General features: G+C 47.4%; 20 protein-coding genes and 1 pseudogene. 4 read left to right on the top strand and 17 right to left on the bottom strand.

Annotated features, from left to right (window positions below; translation table 11 throughout):
- The 3 genes from STRDD11_RS04770 to STRDD11_RS04760 form a co-directional block, all read right to left on the bottom strand.
- Positions 1-860, bottom strand: an 860-nt coding sequence (locus tag STRDD11_RS04770) for an ABC transporter permease (protein ID WP_128836301.1), incomplete at its 3' end; no start/stop codon positions are given.
- A complete protein-coding gene (locus tag STRDD11_RS04765) occupies positions 860-1558 on the bottom strand; it encodes an ABC transporter ATP-binding protein (protein ID WP_128835907.1) in 699 nt (232 codons plus the stop codon). The genes STRDD11_RS04770 and STRDD11_RS04765, both read right to left, overlap by 1 nt.
- Positions 1542-2708 carry an efflux RND transporter periplasmic adaptor subunit gene (locus STRDD11_RS04760; protein WP_128835904.1) on the bottom strand — a complete coding sequence of 389 codons (1167 nt, stop codon included), beginning with the start codon at positions 2706-2708 and terminating at the stop codon, positions 1542-1544. Before STRDD11_RS04760 ends, STRDD11_RS04765 begins: the two co-directional genes overlap by 17 nt.
- A 208-nt stretch (positions 2709-2916) precedes the next feature.
- Between STRDD11_RS04760 and gorA the strand changes: the two genes are divergently transcribed.
- Complete coding sequence (gorA, locus tag STRDD11_RS04755) at positions 2917-4266, top strand: glutathione-disulfide reductase (RefSeq protein WP_128835902.1); 1350 nt, start codon at positions 2917-2919, stop codon at positions 4264-4266.
- A 683-nt stretch (positions 4267-4949) separates the two neighbouring features.
- Here gorA and STRDD11_RS04750 read toward each other — a convergent pair.
- Both STRDD11_RS04750 and STRDD11_RS04745 read right to left on the bottom strand, forming a co-directional pair.
- Entirely contained in the window at positions 4950-5681 is a 732-nt protein-coding gene (locus STRDD11_RS04750) for a cyclase family protein (RefSeq protein WP_128835899.1), read from the bottom strand.
- Positions 5682-5701: 20 nt separating this feature from the next.
- Positions 5702-6844 (bottom strand): 5-methyltetrahydropteroyltriglutamate--homocysteine S-methyltransferase, encoded by a 1143-nt coding sequence (locus tag STRDD11_RS04745; RefSeq protein ID WP_128835897.1) that lies wholly within the window; start codon positions 6842-6844, stop codon positions 5702-5704.
- A 450-nt stretch (positions 6845-7294) separates the two neighbouring features.
- Between STRDD11_RS04745 and STRDD11_RS04740 the strand changes: the two genes are divergently transcribed.
- Positions 7295-7834 carry a biotin transporter BioY gene (locus STRDD11_RS04740; RefSeq protein ID WP_128835895.1) on the top strand — a complete coding sequence of 180 codons (540 nt, stop codon included), beginning with the start codon at positions 7295-7297 and terminating at the stop codon, positions 7832-7834.
- 406 nt (positions 7835-8240) lie between these two features.
- On the opposite strand, the gene STRDD11_RS04735 is transcribed toward STRDD11_RS04740, so the two are convergent.
- Positions 8241-8453: a YdbC family protein gene (locus tag STRDD11_RS04735; RefSeq protein ID WP_128835892.1), complete on the bottom strand. Its 213-nt coding sequence runs from the start codon at positions 8451-8453 to the stop codon at positions 8241-8243.
- 90 nt (positions 8454-8543) lie between these two features.
- Between STRDD11_RS04735 and STRDD11_RS04730 the strand changes: the two genes are divergently transcribed.
- Positions 8544-8900, top strand: coding sequence for a hypothetical protein (locus STRDD11_RS04730; protein ID WP_128835889.1), 357 nt, complete (start codon positions 8544-8546; stop codon positions 8898-8900).
- 347 nt (positions 8901-9247) lie between these two features.
- On the opposite strand, the gene STRDD11_RS04725 is transcribed toward STRDD11_RS04730, so the two are convergent.
- The 3 genes and pseudogenes from STRDD11_RS04725 to STRDD11_RS04715 all read right to left on the bottom strand — a co-directional run bounded on the left by STRDD11_RS04725 (position 9248) and on the right by STRDD11_RS04715 (position 12453).
- The gene (locus tag STRDD11_RS04725) at positions 9248-9580 is read right to left on the bottom strand and encodes a CHY zinc finger protein (RefSeq protein ID WP_128835886.1); all 333 of its coding nucleotides are present in this window, start codon (positions 9578-9580) and stop codon (positions 9248-9250) included.
- A gap of 14 nt (positions 9581-9594) precedes the next feature.
- A pseudogene (locus STRDD11_RS04720) lies at positions 9595-10879 on the bottom strand (U32 family peptidase).
- 644 nt (positions 10880-11523) lie between these two features.
- Complete coding sequence (locus STRDD11_RS04715) at positions 11524-12453, bottom strand: peptidase U32 family protein (protein ID WP_164828380.1); 930 nt, start codon at positions 12451-12453, stop codon at positions 11524-11526.
- A 130-nt stretch (positions 12454-12583) separates the two neighbouring features.
- Here STRDD11_RS04715 and STRDD11_RS04710 point away from each other — a divergent pair, with 130 nt between their 5' ends.
- The gene (locus tag STRDD11_RS04710; RefSeq protein WP_128835881.1) at positions 12584-12889 is read left to right on the top strand and encodes a DUF3270 domain-containing protein; all 306 of its coding nucleotides are present in this window, start codon (positions 12584-12586) and stop codon (positions 12887-12889) included.
- Between the two features lie 209 nt (positions 12890-13098).
- Here the strand turns inward: STRDD11_RS04710 and STRDD11_RS04705 are convergent, their stop codons facing one another.
- The 8 genes from STRDD11_RS04705 to STRDD11_RS04670 form a co-directional block, all read right to left on the bottom strand.
- Positions 13099-13596, bottom strand: a complete 498-nt coding sequence (locus STRDD11_RS04705; protein ID WP_128835879.1) for a YtxH domain-containing protein — start codon at positions 13594-13596, stop codon at positions 13099-13101.
- 15 nt (positions 13597-13611) lie between these two features.
- Entirely contained in the window at positions 13612-14010 is a 399-nt protein-coding gene (locus tag STRDD11_RS04700) for a DUF948 domain-containing protein (protein WP_128835877.1), read from the bottom strand.
- Entirely contained in the window at positions 14000-14809 is an 810-nt protein-coding gene (gene lgt / locus STRDD11_RS04695; protein WP_128835874.1) for a prolipoprotein diacylglyceryl transferase, read from the bottom strand. Before lgt ends, STRDD11_RS04700 begins: the two co-directional genes overlap by 11 nt.
- Positions 14802-15737 (bottom strand): HPr(Ser) kinase/phosphatase, encoded by a 936-nt coding sequence (gene hprK / locus STRDD11_RS04690; RefSeq protein WP_128836299.1) that lies wholly within the window; start codon positions 15735-15737, stop codon positions 14802-14804. The genes lgt and hprK overlap by 8 nt, the downstream gene beginning before the upstream one ends.
- Before the next feature lie 628 nt (positions 15738-16365).
- Positions 16366-16857: an NUDIX hydrolase gene (locus STRDD11_RS04685; RefSeq protein WP_128835872.1), complete on the bottom strand. Its 492-nt coding sequence runs from the start codon at positions 16855-16857 to the stop codon at positions 16366-16368.
- 74 nt (positions 16858-16931) lie between these two features.
- Positions 16932-17345, bottom strand: a complete 414-nt coding sequence (locus tag STRDD11_RS04680) for a hypothetical protein (RefSeq protein ID WP_164828379.1) — start codon at positions 17343-17345, stop codon at positions 16932-16934.
- A 205-nt stretch (positions 17346-17550) separates the two neighbouring features.
- Entirely contained in the window at positions 17551-17826 is a 276-nt protein-coding gene (locus tag STRDD11_RS04675) for a PspC domain-containing protein (RefSeq protein ID WP_277592702.1), read from the bottom strand.
- Between the two features lie 307 nt (positions 17827-18133).
- Positions 18134-18551, bottom strand: a 418-nt coding sequence (locus STRDD11_RS04670) for a SprT family protein (protein ID WP_128836298.1), incomplete at its 5' end; no start/stop codon positions are given.

The raw sequence follows: 18551 nt of genomic DNA, 5'->3' as shown, positions 1-18551 counted from the left end.
ATGTTCTGCACTTCCTGATAAATAGCACTGTCATCCGTCACTTGGTATTCTCCCTGCTGAGGAGAGGCCAGCTCTGTCAGTTTCTTAGCAACCTTAGGGCCCAGCTCGGGCACCAAAGAGGTATTGTTGACCCGGACGGTAATATCGGTAATTTCATCTAAGCCAAAGTTGGCTGCCAGCAGGGTATTGGTGGTAATGGCATTTCCTCCGTAGACCTGCGCCATGCTGCCGGCTGAATTGTCCGGATTCTTATAGACACCAATGACACGGTAGTTGTAATCTCCTACCATGACAACTTTGTTAAGTGCTTCTTCAGGGGAGGAAAATAGATTGTTGGCCAAGCCCTCATCTAAGAGAACGACACTGGCAAAACCTTGATAATCCTGCGGTATCAGAGAGCGGCCGGCAATGATTTTGTAGTTCTGCACCTGAATGTAGGTCAGATTGGCGCCGATGAAGTTGACCCGCTCAGCCTTTTTGGACTCAAAAGTAAAGGTTTCCATGGCAGAATTATTGACATAATAACCATCTACGCCCGGAATTTCAGCCAATTCCTTAATCCAGGCTTCCTGAACCTTAGGCGGCTCTACAGTTGCTTCATCGCTTTCTTCGCCCAAGTCAACGGCATAGAGATCAGCAGTCTGGGTATAGGAGCCATCCTTGCTCTTTTTCGGAGAAAAGACCAGACGCATATTTTTCTGATTCTTGGTAAAGCTCTCATTGACCCGCCGAGTGATGGAGTCTCCCAAGGCCATAATCACGACAACCGAGGCCACTCCGATGATAATGCCAATCATGGTCAGGAAAGACCGCATCTTGTGGCCAAGAATGGAACTGATGGCAAATTTCCAGTTTTGCATTAGACCTGCCCTCCTTCCTTAGCGCTGTCCGATGAGATGACACCGTCCCGAATGATAATCTGCCGCTTGGCATAAGCCGCAATCTCCGGCTCGTGGGTGACCATGATAATGGTCTTGCCCTCTTTATTCAGCTCGGTCAAGAGTTCCATGATCTGCTCGCCGGTCTTGGTATCCAAGGCTCCAGTCGGCTCATCTGCTAAAATGATAGAAGGGCTGTTAACCAAGGCACGCGCAATGGCGACCCGCTGTTTTTGACCGCCGGATAATTCCGAGGGCAGATGGTGCATCCGTGTGTCCAGCTCGACCTTGGTCAGAAACTGCTCAGCCAAAGCCTTGCGTTTGGATTGGCTGACTCCGGCATAGATGAGCGGCAGCTCGACATTCTGCAGGGCATTGAGCTTAGACAGCAGAAAGAACTGCTGGAAGACGAAACCGATTTGCTGATTGCGGACCTTGGCCAGTTTTTTATCACCCAACTTGGCAACTTCTTCGCTGCCCAGATGATACTCACCAGTCGTCGGCCGATCCAGCATACCGATAATGTTCATCAGAGTGGATTTTCCCGATCCGGACGGCCCCATAATGGCGACAAATTCTCCTTCTTCCACTTCCAAATGGATATTTTTCAGAACCTGAAGCTCCTGATCACCATTTCGATAGCTTTTGTTGATGTCTTTTAACTCAATTAGCTTCTTCATAGGATTTCACCTCTTGACCGTCTTTCAGGCTATCTGTCGGATTGGTGATTACTTTGCTGTCTTTTGTCAGACCGGATGAGATTTCTTGATTTTCAGCATCAGCATTTCCAAGGGTTACCTCTACTTTCTTGGCAATCCCTTTTTCCAGAGTCCAGACATAGTTTTTGTCTCCATCTGCTACCACGCTGCTGGCTGGCACCAAAATTCCCTGCGTATTGTTTTTCACTTCCAGATTGACAGAAAAGCCTTGCTTGAGCTCGCCGATTTCACTGGTAATATCCACTGTGTAGGGATATTTGGAGGAAGAAGCTGTTCCCGTTCCGCTGCTGCCTGCCGCCGGAGCGGCTGCTGCCTGCTGGCCGTCTTTGGGATAGTTGGAAATATAACTGATTTTGCCGGTCCATTTCTTATCCGGATAAACCTTTGAGGTAATCGTGACCTCCTGACCGACAGACAGGTTGGCCAGATTGTACTCTGACAGCTCCCCTTTGACCTGCAGATTGCCATTGCTGACGACATGGACCAAGGTCTGAGTGGTGCCGGTTGTTGATTTGGAAACATCGCGGTTGACTTCTACTACGGTGCCGTCGGCTGTACTGGTAACCGTCAGAGCGTTCAGCGCAGCCTGTGCCTTGTTCATATTGTCAACGGCATCAGCCCGGGCGTCGCGGAGATCAGCAGCCTGTGAGTCAGCAGAACGCTGAGCCTGGGCCACTGATTGGCCGTCCGTCTCTTCATCGCCAGTCGTATTGACAGTCACACCATTCGTCTCTAAATCATGGAGCTGACGGTCGGCCTTATTGACAGCGCGGACAGCCGCATCATAAGCAGCCTGAGCTTCTGCGCTCTTATAGGTTACCAAGGCCTGACCTGCAGCTACTTGGTCGCCGACATTGACCAAAACGCTGTCCAAGTCACCTTTGGTACTGTCATAGTAAATGTACTGCTCATTATTGGCTGTCACATTTCCTGTCAGCAAAACAGACGAGGCTATGGAGCCTTCCTTGGCCTGCTGAACATATGGTTTCGATTCTGCTGCTGTTTCAGAGGAATTTCCTCCATTTAAAAACATGAAGAAAAGTGCACCGACTACAACCGCAAGGCTGGCTCCAATAATGCTAAATAATTGCCACTTCTTTAACTTTCTCATCTTTTTTCCTCCTCTTGATGAAAACGATTTTCTTTTGTCTTATTATATCATAAGCCTATCATAATTTTCGTAAAAAATATCACAGATTTCATAAATGGTCGCTATCTCATCCTCAATGGTGGTTTCGGGCAATCCGTAGCAGATTTTTGCAATCACCTGCTAAAAAAGGTACAATTACCTCATATAAAAGAAGGAGATTACCAAGACCATGAAAGAATTTGATATCATTGCGATCGGCGGGGGGAGCGGCGGAATTGCCACTATGAACCGGGCTGGCGAGTACGGTGCCAAAGCAGCTGTCATTGAAGCCAAAAAGCTGGGCGGTACCTGTGTCAATGTCGGCTGTGTGCCCAAGAAAATCATGTGGTACGGAGCTCAGATTGCCGAAGCTATTCAACACTATGGACCTGATTATGGCTTCACATCAGACAATCAGCAGTTTGACTTTGCCACCCTGCGCAGAAACCGCGAAGCCTACATCAACCGGGCCCGCTCTTCCTATGACGGAAGTTTTAAGCGCAACGGAGTAGAGCTGATTGAAGGTTATGCCCGCTTTGTTGATGCAAACACTGTCGAGGTTGACGGTGAGTTGGTCCGAGCCAGCCATATTGTCATCGCAACGGGAGCCCACCCCGTTATCCCCACTATTCCAGGAGCCGGTTTCGGTGAAAATTCCGATGATGTCTTTGCCTGGGAAAAGCTGCCTCAGTCTGTAGCAATTGTCGGAGCCGGCTATATCGCCGTTGAGCTGGCCGGTGTCCTCCATGCTCTGGGGGTCCAGACAGACCTCTTTGTCCGCCGCGACCGTCCCCTGCGCAACTTTGATTCTTATCTGATTGACGGTTTGGTCGAAGAAATGGCCAAGTCCGGTCCAAGCCTGCATACCCACAAAATCCCGCAAAAGCTGGAAAAACTAGCAGACGGCCAGCTCAAGCTTTACTTTGAAGACGGCAGCAGCCACACCGCTGAGCGCGTCATCTGGGCGATCGGGCGCCAGCCTAATATTGCGGGACTCAACTTGGAAGCAGCCGGTGTGACCTTGAATGAGCGCGGCTTCATCGCTGTTGACGAATACCAAAATACCCTTGTCCCGGGCATCTACGCTCTGGGCGATGTCACCGGTGAAAAAGAGCTGACTCCTGTTGCCATTAAAGCCGGACGGACCTTGGCAGAACGCCTCTTTAACGGAAAGTCAGATGCCAAGATGGACTACAGCACCATCCCGACAGTTGTCTTTTCCCATCCCGCTATCGGAACGGTCGGTTTGACCGAAGAACAAGCGGTAAAAGCTTATGGTGCGGACAAGATTCATGTCTACACTTCCAGCTTTGCCTCCATGTATTCGGCTGTGACCCAGCACCGCCAATCAGCTAAGTTCAAGCTCATCACCGCAGGGAGCGACGAGAAAGTCGTCGGCCTGCACGGTATTGGCTACGGGGTGGATGAAATGATCCAGGGCTTTGCCGTTGCCATCAAAATGGGGGCCACCAAGGCGGACTTTGACGCCACGGTTGCCATCCACCCGACTGGTTCCGAAGAATTCGTGACCATGCGGTAAAAAATCAGAAGAGGTTTGGAATCCCAGCCTCTTTTTGACTTCTGCTGCTATTTTATAATAAATATCCTGCCCATTCCATAACCTAACCTTTCATTTTGCCGACGAATCTTACATTTTTGTAAGATATCGTCTTTTCGTTTGCTTTTAGCAGTGAGGCTGAAGGACTTTTATACAATATCTTCCAAAAGATCCATCCCTCTGCGGGTGAGGACGCAGCCATCATGGGAGTCTTATACGGTATCTTCCAAAAGATTCATCCCTCTGTGGGTGAGGACGCAGCCATCATGGGAGTCTGTCCCACCGCCTTTATCTCCAGCCTCCGACAGTCCTTCTGGACTGTTGGAGCAAGGCGAGCTAAGGACGGAATAAAAGAAAAACTAAATGACGATAAAAACACAAGTCATTTCGAATGGTTCCACCACCCCCTTTTCTATAATATTTTAAGAATACATGTTCAGATTTTTATCAGATTATAAACATCTCTATTCATTATTCTAAAGCAAAAATATCAAGAATTTCTAAAGAAATTCTAAAATATTTCTAAAGAATAGGAAGTCAGACTGATGGGGCTGATGCGGTTTGAAGAGAAGTTCAACGAGTAAAAGCATAAAAAACAATAACAGCAGACAAAAACCACCCTCTTCTATTTTCAGAAAAGACGGGTGGTTTCTTTGATGGATTGGCTAAGGCAGAATTGCCAGAGCACGTACCGGCGATCCTGTCGCCTGCTCCCAATTTGGAAATGCAATGGAAATCAGAGCACCGGTTGCCGGCAGCTGGTCTAGGTTGGCCAGCACTTCGACTTGGTAGATATCCTGCTCTAAAAGATAATATTCATTGACCAGGCCAGATGCTGCCGCCGGAACTCCGGCATCGGTGTCAAAGGTTTCATGGCCGACCGCCTTAACGCCGCGTTCATGGATCAGAAATTCCAGAGCATCACGTCCCCAGCCCGGGGTATGCTGAATATCCTGCTCATCCAGATTGCGCATCTGCTCCTGACTGGGCCAGCGCTTGGACCAGTCCGAGCGAAAGGCCACGAAAGCTCCCTCAGGAACAGCACCGTGCTCCGCTTCAAAATCCACAATATCCTGCTTCCTCAGAATGTAGTCTGGATTTTCAGCCACTTCCTGCGACTTGTCAATGACTACTAAAGGCAGCAGCAAATCCTTCAAATCCAGCTCCTCCAGCCAGCGGCCGCCTTCCACAAAGTGAATGGGAGCATCAATGTGGGTGCCGTACTGGCCAACCACAGAAAACTGCTGGACATGAAAACCATCTGCCAAGGTGAAAATATCTTTTTTCTCCAAGGCCGGCAAAGCCGGAAAACGCGGGCTGTCCTCTTTGATTTGATGAGAGAGATTGACCCATTTTTTGCTTTTCAGCTCCTTGCATAATGTCAGTAAATCCGTCATCTGTTTCTCCTGCTCCTCTTCTAATCGCCCCAGACTTCTTTAGCAATTTCTGAAATCAGAGCGATTTTTTCCCATTGATTTTCCTCAGTCAGAATATTGCCTTCCTCTGTGGAAGCAAAGCCGCACTGAGTAGACAGATAGAGATTTTCCAGCGGCACATACTGACTGGCCTCCTTGATGCGGGCAATCACCTCTGTCTTATCTTCTAGGTCTCCGCTCTTGGAGGTCAAGAGGCCCAGAACGACCTTTTTGCCCGGTGTGACCTTGGCCAATGGCTCAAAGCCGCCGGCCCGCTCCGTGTCAAATTCCAGAAAATAGGCATTGACCGCTTCTTTTTCAAAAAGCTCTTCTGCGATAGGAGCATAGCCGCCTGACGAAGCCCAGGTAGAATGATAATTGCCGCGGCAGACATGGGTATTGAGGGTCAGACCAGCCGGAATATTCTCGTAGACATCATTATTAAGGGTCAGGAAAAGCTGGGCCAATTCATCCCGCACCTGATCCTTGCTTTTCCCCTGTGCTGCTCCCCAAGCAGTCAGAAACTGATCATCTACCAGCACTCCCCAAGTACAGTCATCAGCCTGCAGGGTCTTGAGTCCCGCATCCACCAAATCCTGAATGACTTGGAGATACGCTTCCTTGATGTCCCGGCGAAGCTCAGTAAAATCTGGATAAATCTGATTGAGTTTTTCCACATGCTCTGCATCGCGTATAAGCTCAAAATAAAACTGAGCCGGAGCAGGAATCGTGTACTTCGCTTCTACTTGGTCCTGTTCAGCCACCAAATCCCGCAGAAATTTATAATGCTCCACAAAAGGATGCTGCCGGCCGGAAATTTTGCCGGCAATGAGAGCCGAGTCAGCCTTGGTCGTTTCTCCGTGAAAGTGATAGCCCTCTGCTGCCTGCACATGGTCAATGCCTTGGAAGCCCCAGAAAAAGTCCAGATGCCAGTAAGCCCGGCGGAATTCCCCATCTGTCACGCTTTTGAGCCCAGCTTTGACTTCTTTGGCCACCAAGTCGCGAATAGCCTTGTCCTCCGCTGCGGTCAGCTCCTCACGGCTAAGTTTGCCCTCCGCATAGGCCTCACGGGCTTCTGCCAACTCCTGAGGGCGCAGAAAAGAACCAACATGGTCCACTCTGAAAGGTGCATGTGTCTGTGTCATAAAATATACCTCTTTTGTATCATATCTTTAATCCGGTTATAAGGTTTGAAACCCTTATCGGATAAGAAACATTATATCAGCCAAGCCCTGTCTTATCAATCATTTGGAGCAGTTTCAGCTAATCTCATTTCATTGATAAATCTATAGTTTATAACTATAGCAACGGTTTGATGGTTCTTACTATTCAAGATTGATTAATTTTGATATGATAGAAAAAAGACTGCAGAAATGAGGATTTCTTCTGATGAGTAAGACAAAAAAGATTCTGGCCGCTTTGGGCATTCTTTTCTTTAATATTTTTGGCCTTATCGCCTTTATCATCCTGCTGATTAGAAGCAAGAAGCGGACAAAATAAGCAAAAACTGTCTAGTCTGATGCAGCCGGTCTTGACTTTTTTGAATTTTCTTTTTAAAATAGTTACCATAAATAACAATAGAGGTTTACTATTTTATGAACAAGACATTTTCCTTAGTGCTTCCGGCCATCGGAGCGGCTCTGCTGGCTGTTCTGTCACAGCTCAGCTTCAGTATCGGCCCAGTGCCAATCACTCTGCAGACTTTCGCTGTCGGCCTGCTTGCCACGGTCTTCAAAAGCCGAGAAGCAGTTTTGTCTGTCGCTCTTTATCTGCTGCTGGGAGCTTTGGGTCTGCCGGTTTTTGCAGGCGGAAGCGGCGGCTTTCAAGCTCTGCTGGGTCCAAATGCAGGCTACCTCTGGGCCTACCTGCTCTTCGCCTTGGTCACTTCCAGCCTGACTCATAAGGACCGGCCTTTTTATGTGACCTTTGCAGCCAATCTCTTGGGCGATGCTCTGGTCTTTGTCGGCGGCGTACTGGGACTGCACTTGCTCGGAGGCTTTGAATGGTCTTATGCCTTTGCCGTCGGCGTCACTCCTTTCATCCTGCCTGATCTCTTGAAAATTGCGGCCATCACTCTTATCAGCATCCCTCTTTTTAAAAGCCTCAGCTTTCACCCTTATTTTTCAAGGAAATAAACCGATGCAGTCATCTTATTTGACTGGCTGCCTGGTGTGAATGCTCCTGATGTCCGTAGAGGGCAGACCGGTAAAAGAAAGCTTTATGAACTATTCCATATAAAAAAGGCGGTGGGACAGCCTCTTCAGAACGTATACAAATTCCATTTTCTTTGTAAAAATTTTATAAATTCTTACAAAGAATTAAGAAAAAGCTCATTGCTATAATTAAAACAAAGATCAACCAAGTCTTTCCGCTGTGAGAAAAGCGCCTGAAACTAAAGAGTTTCAGGCGCTCGGAAGATTTGAGACTTTAGGCTCAAATCTTAGGTATGGAATTCCGAAGGAAGTCGCTACCGTCCGCACTCACTTAAAGAAAGACTTTGGATAACTTTGTCTTCAGTCTCAAACTGATAGATCGAATCTATCAGTTTTTAAATGCTTTGACCAAGGTGTCAAATTCTTCATTGGACAGGGTGATGCCCTTGCCCATCTTGCTATGGTCTGGGCTCCAAGTGCGGATATCATACTTGGCCGGTGCGCCGTTAAAGCTGACGCGGTTGAGCTCCTTGGTCCAGCCCTTGTCATTTTCCGACAGGACCAGCAGCTTCTCTTCGATTTCAAATGTAAATTCTGACATGTTTCACCTCATTTTTTACTTTCCACCTACATAATTCGTAAAAGATTTTACTTTTTTGTAGATTTTATTATATAATGATTGTATCAAGTTATGGAGATTTTAGCTATGAAAAAATATCTCGAAATGATTTTACAAAGAGCCAATGAATTTATCAACTCCAAAAGAACGGACAGGGATTTTGAGGACAACAGCCGTATCCTGCGCACCATTGAGCTGGCACTGCGAAAAAAATCCGGTGTGCATGTCATCTTTCTGGATAAAAGCTTTACCGGCGATATTGTCAAATATGACCGCGACCGTCAGCAGCTCATTATCAAGAATTTCAAGAAAAGCATGACCACAATTATCCGTGTGCAGGACATTAAGCGCATCAGTCTAGTCCCCAATAATATCCGCGAGGCTCAGAAAAAAGATATCCGCCTCAACAGCCCCAAGATAAGAAGATAGCTCCTCAGCCCATAACGCTGAGGAGTTCTTTTTCTCTGCTTCTTCGTAAATCCAGTCTAATACTCAATGAAAATCTTCAGCAAAGCAGGCAGGAAAACAGACTGTTCAACTAGTCCGGGAGATTATTTGAGGTGGCAAATAGAACTCCGATAGGAAGCATCAAAAATATGGCTCTTTGACCTGCAGCCTCCCACTCCCTGCCTCACTATCTCGTTTCTGAGTTCGGGCTGAAAAGGTCTTCCGAGTCTTCCCTGCTTTCGAATTTTCAGGCAGGGCTGACACGATTTGAAGTGATTTTCGAAGAGTATGAAAAAGGCAGGGCTTGAGAGGCTGAACAGATTGCCATCTTATTCAAACCTGCTGTCTGCCTGAAAGTAAATGGCAGCATGTGCCTTGCAGCCGGGATTAAAAGAACGGCTGCAGACAGGGCAGGCAGCTGCACTGTTCAAATACTGGGCAATGGTCAGCTCACTCCGGCAGCCGCCGCACAGCACCACCTTGTCTGCAGACCGGCTCATGGGATAGGGCACATAGGTATGCCTTTCACAAGTATCATGGCAGGCGAAACAGGGATAATATCTGCGGCAGGCAAAACATTTGAGTGCAATGATGTCCAAAGCGCTGTGATAATGAATACAGCGCGTCTCCTTGTCTATCAGATCGCCGTAAACGTTGACCATTTTCTCCTCCCGATCTAGGCACGAACCGTCACACTGCTGCCATCCTCCTTGTAGAGATTGAACAGACCTTCCTTGCGGGCGCGGACCATATCGCCAGGCTGAACAGGCTGCGGAACAGTAATAGTCAGCAATTCCATCGGTTTAGGTGCGCGGTCAATCTTCTGGCCATCCGCATCGCGAAGATCTGTGATAAAGGTTTCAAAATGCCGGAAGCCCGGTCCATAAAACTCCACCTGGTCCCCCTCGTTGATGACATTGCGCTGGCGGATCGTCGCCGTCTGAGTCGCAGCATCATAGGCCACCACTTCTGCTACAAACTTATATTCTGGAATCTTGCGGCGGGCACCGAAAAGCTGCTCGTTCTCCGTCGGAGTATGGTAGTAAAATCCAGTTGCCAGCTCCCGCTGGGCCACCTTCCACATCTCATCAACTAAATCCTGCTTAATGGCTTCAAACTTTTCAGGACTTTCTAAATAAGCATCCACCGCTGCCTTGTAGCAATTCGTCACAGTGGAAACATAGTGAATAGACTTCATGCGGCCTTCTATTTTCAGGCTGTCAACGCCATTTTCGATCATATCCGGTATATGGTCAATCATGGACATGTCTACTGCTGACATGGAGAATTCTTCAGGAATTTCCCCCTGCAGGCTTCTGCGCTCTTGGCCAAAAGGCATATCATAGAGGTCGTATTTCCAGCGGCAGGACTGGGAACAGCCGCCGCGATTGGCATCCCGCATACTCATGTGATTGGACAGAGTACAGCGGCCAGAGTAAGAAATGCACATGGCGCCGTGGACAAAGGCCTCAATTTCGACATTGGTGCGCCTGCGGATTTCTGCCAGCTCAGCCATGGAGACCTCCCGGGCCAGAACGACCCGGGTCAGCCCCAGATTTTTCCAAAATTCCAGCGTCTCATAGTTAGTCGCACTGGCCTGAGTGGACAGGTGGATTTCAAGGCCGGGAGCCTCTGCAGCCGCAATAGCAATCAGAGCCGGATCAGACACAATTACGGCTGCAATGCCAATATCACGAAGTTTACGGAAGAAGTCCCGGCCCTTCTTCATTTCCTTCGTGCATGACCATATTGGCCGCAACATAGACCTTGGCACCGTACTGGGCCGCAAACTGCACCCCTTCTTCCATCTGCTCAAAAGTGAAGTTGCCCGCCCGGCTGCGAAGGCCATAGGCCTGACCGCCGATAAAGACTGCATCTGCTCCGTAGCGGACAGCCACCTTTAATTTTTCCAGCGTTCCGGCAGGTGACAGCACCTCCGGCCGTTTTAAAATGTTTACCATCGTTTCTCCTATTTGCAATATAAAAGTTTGATGTTTTCTTTCTATTTTATAGCAATTCGAAAGCAAAAGCAAGGCGAGGCAGATTGTTTTGACAATTCTCATTTTCTGTTTTTCGAGTTAATTCAAATATGTTTTTAGATTGCGGACGGACCTGCCGCAGGGAAGGATTAGCTTTGATTTTTGAAACGTCTAACCTTCAAAAAAGAAGCTGGGATAATCGAAACCCAGCCTCAATACTGTAAATAAAAGAACTCTTTTTACTCAATGAAAAGCCAAAACAGAGCAGGAAGTATCAAGGCGGTGGGACAGACTCCCATGATGGCTGCGGATGAAGCTCTTGTCAGAGAAGGAGGACTGTACCGGCCGATGCAAGCTTCGCTGGACTCAGCCACAACTGGCAACAGTTTCCCCCAGATTGGACGAAAGCCGGGAACTGCTTTTTCTTTATCTGCGGCCTTCACCCGCCTCTCAGGCTTAATGAAAGCCGGAAACGGCCTTCCCTTTCCTTATCTCCCCAACCTCTCTGCCTTGCTTTCAAATAGTTAGGCACGGGCCGAACCTTCTCACTCCCCAGACTGTTGGAACAAGTCGAAATGAACGACGGCCGGCCTTGATTTTCGAAGAGCAGAAGGACCATCAGGCATTTACTTGACCATATCAGGGTCATAGTCATAAAATCCTGTATCTAAGAAACGGTTTTTGGAATGCAGCCGATGAATCTGCTCATCCAGCATAAAGGCTCGATCGGGCGTAAATTCTCCTCTTTCCAGCAAACCCCGTGCCTGTACGAAAAGCTTGGCAATCTCTACAAAATTATGACCCGGTGTATAGAGGCCTTCCAGCTTCCAATGCGTAAAGCCATGTTGGGCCAACTCGCTCAGCTTGGTCATTAAATCCAAGTCGTTATTGGCAAAGATGTGGGTTCCATGCTTGTCCTCAAAAATCGAATAATGACTCTGAGGATCGCTCGGTTCCGCTAAGAAAAGATCGCGTTCCCTGCTTTTTTCATCATCAATATGGGTGAAATTATAGTAATTCTGCAGCAGGGGGCGCTTGGAATGATGAATGACACTGGCCCCGTATACCAGAACCTCCGCCGGAATTTCCAAGATTTCCGGCATCTTGAAGAGCTCAGCAGACGGCACTTCCCGAGCCAGAACCGCCTCAGAAACACCAGCATTCCTGCCCCAGAAGTTAATCTGCCGGCTGCTGGTCACCATGGTCGAGGCATCGTAAATCGTTTTCAGCCGGTAGCCGTCACGCTGCAGGACATAAAAAACGCCCGCATCCCCGACCGTGATATAGTCTGCCTGAATCTCCTGCAGAAAATCCAGATAGGGCTTGATATGGTCCATCATTTCCTGATGCATGAGGGCATTGACAGCCACCGTCAGCTCTTTGCCGGCCGCATGAACCAGCTTGGAAATTCGATTTAATTCATCTAAACTGAAATTATGAGGCAGACGGAGGCCGTAATGCTGCTCGCCAACATAAATACGGTCGATACCGACCGCCAACAGCTCTTGGACTTGCTCTATGCTTTCAGCTGTTGCTGTAATGATTATCTTTTTCATAGACCTATTATAGCAAAAAAATAAAAGCTGGTTGTTTTTCATTCGAATTTATTCGTTTTGTAACACTTTTGTAATATTTTAACCAGCAAAAAAATGGTAGAATTAGAGGGTACTGTAAGGAGAGAGAATTATGCCCGTAAGAAAATACCAACAATATGACGACCCAACTGACTACAACTACCAACAAGAAATTGAATTTGAACAAACCCCGCTTTATCAGGAATACCTGCCTGAAGCAGAAACTTCACCAAGACTGAGTGAACTGTTCTTCTTCCTGAATATCGCTGTCTTCTGTGTCTTGACAGTGCTCTTTAGCTTTGTATTCCTGACAATGAAAATGAATACCTTTATGGCCTTTACATTGGCTATTGCGTCCAGCCTTTTAACTATTCAGACCTATCGTATCTTTGCTAAAAAACGACAAGCCAAAAAATAAAATGTGATTCGACAATGTTAAATATGATAAAAGAGGTTGCTGTCAACCTCTTTTTGCTGTCTTTTTTGACCTAATCCTCTTCAAATGATGTCAGCTCCAACAATCTGGGCAGGGAAGATTGGGGGAACCTTTTTAGCCCCTAGAGATAAAGGCGGTGAGACGGAACTAAAAATATTCAATTTTTAGTTCCGTCTCACCGCCTTTATTTGCTAGTCTTTCTTGTCTTGATCTGCTGTTTCTTCTGCTGCTGTCCAATCTTGTTCGGCAGCTTCAGCCTCCAAGTCAATGATAATATCTTCTGATTCTATTGCTGCCGGTGCTGCTTCCTCCTCAGCCGGAGCCTCAAAGTCGTCTTGCTCAGCAGATTCTGCTTCTTTTTCAAATTTGTCTTTCACCACCTGAAAGGTTTCCTGTGAGTAGTCCACAACTGATTTCGTCTTTTCTTTCACAGATTCGATGACGGTTTCTGTCGTAATTTCGCCATTCTCAACCTTCTCCTTGGTTTCATTGATGACGCTGACTGCCTGATTCGAAAAATCCTTGGCTGACTGAAGGACTGCATCATGGATATCGTCCGGATTTTCCTGATAGTCCTTAACAAATTTGCGAACCTTATCTGTCGTTTCTTTGCCTTTCTTGCTGGTCAGAAAATAAGCGACTGCAGCACCTGAAACGGCGCCCAATAAAAGCGATGAAAATTTTCCCATAGTAGACCTTCTTTCTTATTTCTTAAATAGTTTTGATGCAAAACGCAAAGCAGATAAACCTGCTGTTGTTTTGGCTGTTCCCTTGCCGGCTGCGACTGCTTTCCTGCTGAGGGTGCGCGCCTGATCATTCAGGTCAGATACAGACTCAGATAGGTCGGCCACCGCTGTAAACAAGGGATCAATAGTGGCAACTTTCTGGTTGATGTCGTCTGTCAGCACATTGACCTTAGCCAGCAAATCATTGGTTTGATGAAGGGTCACATTGACATCAGAGGTCAGAACCTTGATGGTGTTCTCTGTTTCGTCCAGCATTCTGCCGGCTTTGTCGCCAAGATTTTTGACCGTGATGGTCAGGTAAATCACAAAGACGATGAGGGCGACTGCCAATAAGGCATAAGCAATTTCAATTATCATTTTTTATCTCCTCCTCATTCTGATAATAGGGGGCCTGTCTCCTGCGCTGGTAAATAATGATGGCAAGTCCTGCAAAAATCAGCAGGAGAGACAGCCATTGAGAAACGCGAAGGCCTGCAAACATGAGACTGTCTGTTCTCATTCCTTCAATAATCATGCGGCCGAATCCGTACCAAACCAGATAAAAGGCGGTAATCTCACCCTGTCTCAGGAATTTCGGCCGGCGGCGCAAGAACAGAATCAGACTGAAACCAAGCAGATTCCAAAGAGATTCATAGAGGAAGGTTGGCTGACGGTAGCTGCCGTCTATATACATATTGTCACGGATAAAGCCAGGCAGGTAATTGAGGCTCTTAACAGCCGCGCCGTAAGCTTCCTGATTAAAGAAATTCCCCCAGCGGCCAATACTCTGGGCAATCATAACACTGGGTGCTGCAACATCCAGAAAATCAATGGTGTTGATCAGACGCCTGCGGGTGAAGAAATAGAGAACGATAGCGCCTGCAATCAGGCCGCCGTAAATGGCAATACCGGCAATGCCGCCGTTCCAGAAATCTATAATCTTAATAGGATTTTTGCTGTAATAGTCCCATTCAAAGGCCACATAGTAAATACGGGCACCGACGATAGCCAAAGGAAAGGCAATGAGGATAAAATCCAGAATATCATCGGGAATAATCTTCTTGCGCGGTGCTTCTTTCATGGCCAGATAGACTGCCAAGACAAGACCGGTGACAATGCAGACAGCATACCAGCGGATGCTGAAAGGACCGAGATGAAAAGCTACTGGATCAATCATGTTTCACCTCGTTCTGGTTAATGAGATTTGTCAGGCGCTCTTCAAAAATCTTGGTGGCATCAAAGCCCATCTCCTTGGCCCGATAGTTCATGGCTGCTGCTTCAATTACGACTGAGATATTGCGGCCGGTCTTGACCGGAATCCGAATCCGAGGAACGCTGACCCCGGCAATCTCCAGCTCTTCCGCATTGTTGCCCAGACGGTCAAACGTTTTATTGGTATCATAATTTTCCAGATAAACAGCCAGCTGCACCTGTGACGAATCTTTGACGGCGCTGGCTCCATAAAGACTCATGACATCGATAATCCCGACACCGCGGATTTCCAGCAGATGGCGCAGAATTTCGGCCGGCTCGCCCCAAAGGGTCATTTCATCCTTGGCAAAGATGTCCACTCGGTCATCAGCAACCAAACGGTGCCCGCGTTTGACCAATTCAAGCCCTGTCTCACTTTTACCAATCCCGCTGTCGCCCTGAATGAGCACGCCCATGCCGTAAATGTCCATGAGGACACCGTGGACGCTGGTCCTTTCTGCCAGCCGTGAATCCAGATAGCTGGAGATTTCCCCAGACAGGCGGCTGGTTGAGGTCTTGCTGCGAAGAATGGCAATCTGCTTCTGCTCTGCCGCCCGGACCATTTCCTCGGGAATCTCTAAATTCCGGGCAACGATAATCACCGGCGTCTCAGGCTGAAACATTTTAAGGAGCACTTGGTGGCGGTTGTGGGAGGTCATCTTGGTCAGATAGGACCACTCCTTCATTCCAATCAGCTGGATGCGCTCAGGGGTATAGTAATCAAAATAGCCTGTCATTTCAAGTCCTGGACGGGAAATGTCCGAAGTGGTTATTTCTTTGTCCAGCAGACTTTCATCTCCGTAAACCTGATACAGACGGGACTTTTTCAAGAGGTCTTTGACCTTTACAGACATCATCTTCTCCCTTCAAAATTTTTCTTCCTCTATTATAGCAGATTTTTAGCTCAAAAGAGTTTTTAAGGCAGGAAATTGAAAGAGAAATTTTAATTTGAATTAAATCATATCCCCCTTCTTTTCTTTCATAATATAGTCTTTTAGTAGTGAAACTGTCCGGGGGACAGTTTCAGCCTACCGCTAAAAATATAGGACGATAGGGTAACGAGCTCAAGAATTTTTTACCAAAACAAAGCAAGGCTGAAGAACTTTTATACAGTATCTCCCTTAAGAGCCATCCCTCTGTGGGGGAGGACACAGCCATCATGGGAGTCTGACCCTGCCTCACTCCCTCGGAGTGAGCGAAAGCCGGCGGTGGGACAGAACTAAATTTTTAAAAATTTAGTTCGTCGTCCCAGCCCCGCAAGGATGATTAGGAGCTTTTTGGAGTCTAAAAGACGAACAAAAAGTCCAATCAGCTACCGCGCCAAAAGTTTTTTACCAAAACAAAGCGAGACTGAAAGACTTTTGCCTCAGCCTCTTTATCTCCAGCCTCCAACAGTCCTTATGGACTGTTGGAGCAAGGCCAGTTAACGACGGAATAGGAATAAAAGAGAAACGAAATGACGATAAAAAAACCGAGCAGTGCTCAGTCAATTAATCCAGACAGGACTTCCTTTTGATGACGGAAAAAAGGATGAGTCTCCATAAAATCAGCAACTGCTGACAGCGGCAGCCAGAGATGGGCATCGGTTTCGCCGGCTTGATAGCGGACACTGCCCTTGTCAGCAGAAACCGCCGCTTCGTAATAGTCAAAATGACACTGGTCTTCAGCTGATCTGGCCTGTGCAATCAATCGGATACTGTCAGGCACCAGTCCTGTTTCTTCCTCCAATTCCCGCAGGGCAGCTGTCCGGCTGCTCTCATCAGCCAGCACACTGCCGCCGGCTCCACATTCGTAGTAGCCGGGATAGAAAGACTTGCTGGCCGCTCGCCGCATAAAGAGCAGCTCTCCATCCGCATGGCGGACAAATACATTGACACAGAGGTGAAAGAGCCCCTCCGGAACGGGCTCGCCTCTGACTAAAAGGCGGGGCAGTTTATTTCGATTTAAGTCATAAGCATTCCAGATTTCAGACATTAGTTTTCCTTACATTATTTCAGCAATTCTCATAATCTTGCTTCCTCAAAATGAGTCTGCTCCCAGCTCTTTTCCTAGGCCTTTTTGCCTGCTTGCTTTTTCTTCCACAGAAACTTGACAGCATAAGCCAAAGCGTAAATGATGGCATTTGAAACAATCATACCAAGCAGAAAAAGCAGAAGGATTGACGTGATATAGAGCATATACGGCGAATCATTATTGAAGACAGATGAGCCAATCATATAAGCAAGGAAAGGAGACGCCAACAGGGGCAGGCCTAAGACAGAACCTAACCAGACTTGGGGTTTAAGGGCCTGCTCCACAGGCGGGGTAAAAATAAAGAATAAAAAATTCCACAAGCCCAAAGGAAAAGAATAAAGTCCAAAGATTAGACCCACTAAACCACCGGAGGATCCTCCCTGCATCAAAGAGAAAACCATTCCAAAAAGGAACAGGTGAAGGAAGAAACTCCCAATCAGATAAATCAAAAAGAACAAATAATAAAAAGGCAAAGAAAACCGTTTCATAAACTGCTCCTCCTTATTTTAGAGATGCAGGTTGGACTTTTTCAGCAACAGCTATATACAGCATCAAACTGTTACTGACTATTCTAAAGGTGCTGCCTCTTTCACAACCTCTCCTCACCGAAATAGAAAAATCGGTCAATTTCCCTAGGCTGCTTAGCCTTGTCCCTTACCAAGTCCAGCCATCCTTGTCATCCTTGACAGCCTCTGCTTCTTTTCGCTTGCGCGGCCCAGTTCCGTACATTTCTTCCTCAATATCTTCCTTGTAGGGCATGGCCATGGCCAACAAGATATAGATGACAATGCCCAGGCCAAAATGCAGCACGGTAAAAATGATAAAGAGGAAACGAAGCAGGCTGACATCAAAATGAAATTTATCCGCCAAACCAGCCAAGACGCCGGAAATGATTCGGTTTTTTCTTAATTTGTAAAATGTTGCTTTCATCATCATCGACCTCGCTATCCTAGTCACCTTTTTAGAGTCTTTTAGTTTGCTTTTAGCTATGAAATGACCTGGGAGAGTAAAAAGGTCCGAGGGACCTTTTTAGCCCCTGCCCAGAAATCCACAAGCTGGGTAGGTCCGGGGAACCTTTTCACTCTTCCTGACTGTTAGCTGACAAAGTAATAAAAGACAAACTAAATGACGATAGCTTATTCTACCACAGTAAGGGAGCAACTGCATCAGCCCAAAGGCTGATTCTGGCAAATCGAATAGTGGCAAATGCGGCGGAATGATTCATGGCTGCAGGCTCTCAATCCTCTAATAAACGTAGTTTGCCCATACAGCGGCCGCAGCGGTATTTCTGCAACTCAACCCGCCTCTTACGGACAATGACCGCTTGGCACTGCTGACACTGATAGTACAATTTCTTCTGATCAGTGGGCAGGGCAGGTGCATAGCGCAGGCCGTCCACAGCCTTGAGCAATTCCTTAAAATCTCTGTCCGTATGCCGGTAGCCCTTGCCCTGATAGTAGAGATGGTAGTGGGCCAGCTCGTGACGGACAATCCTGCGAAAGGTCGCAAGGCCAAAAGTCTCGTAAATCCTGGGATTGAAATCCAGATGGCCGTCTTTAGGAAAGAAGCGTCCCCCAGTGGTGCGGAGACGCTTGTTCCAATAGGCTTCATGCTGAAATTCCTGACCGAAATCCTCCAGCGAAACCTGCTTAACA

The sequence above is a fragment of the Streptococcus sp. DD11 genome (assembly GCF_001578865.1).
In the GTDB taxonomy this organism is placed as follows: Bacteria; Bacillota; Bacilli; order Lactobacillales; family Streptococcaceae; genus Streptococcus; species Streptococcus panodentis.
This window is presented reverse-complemented; position numbering and strand designations above follow the sequence as displayed.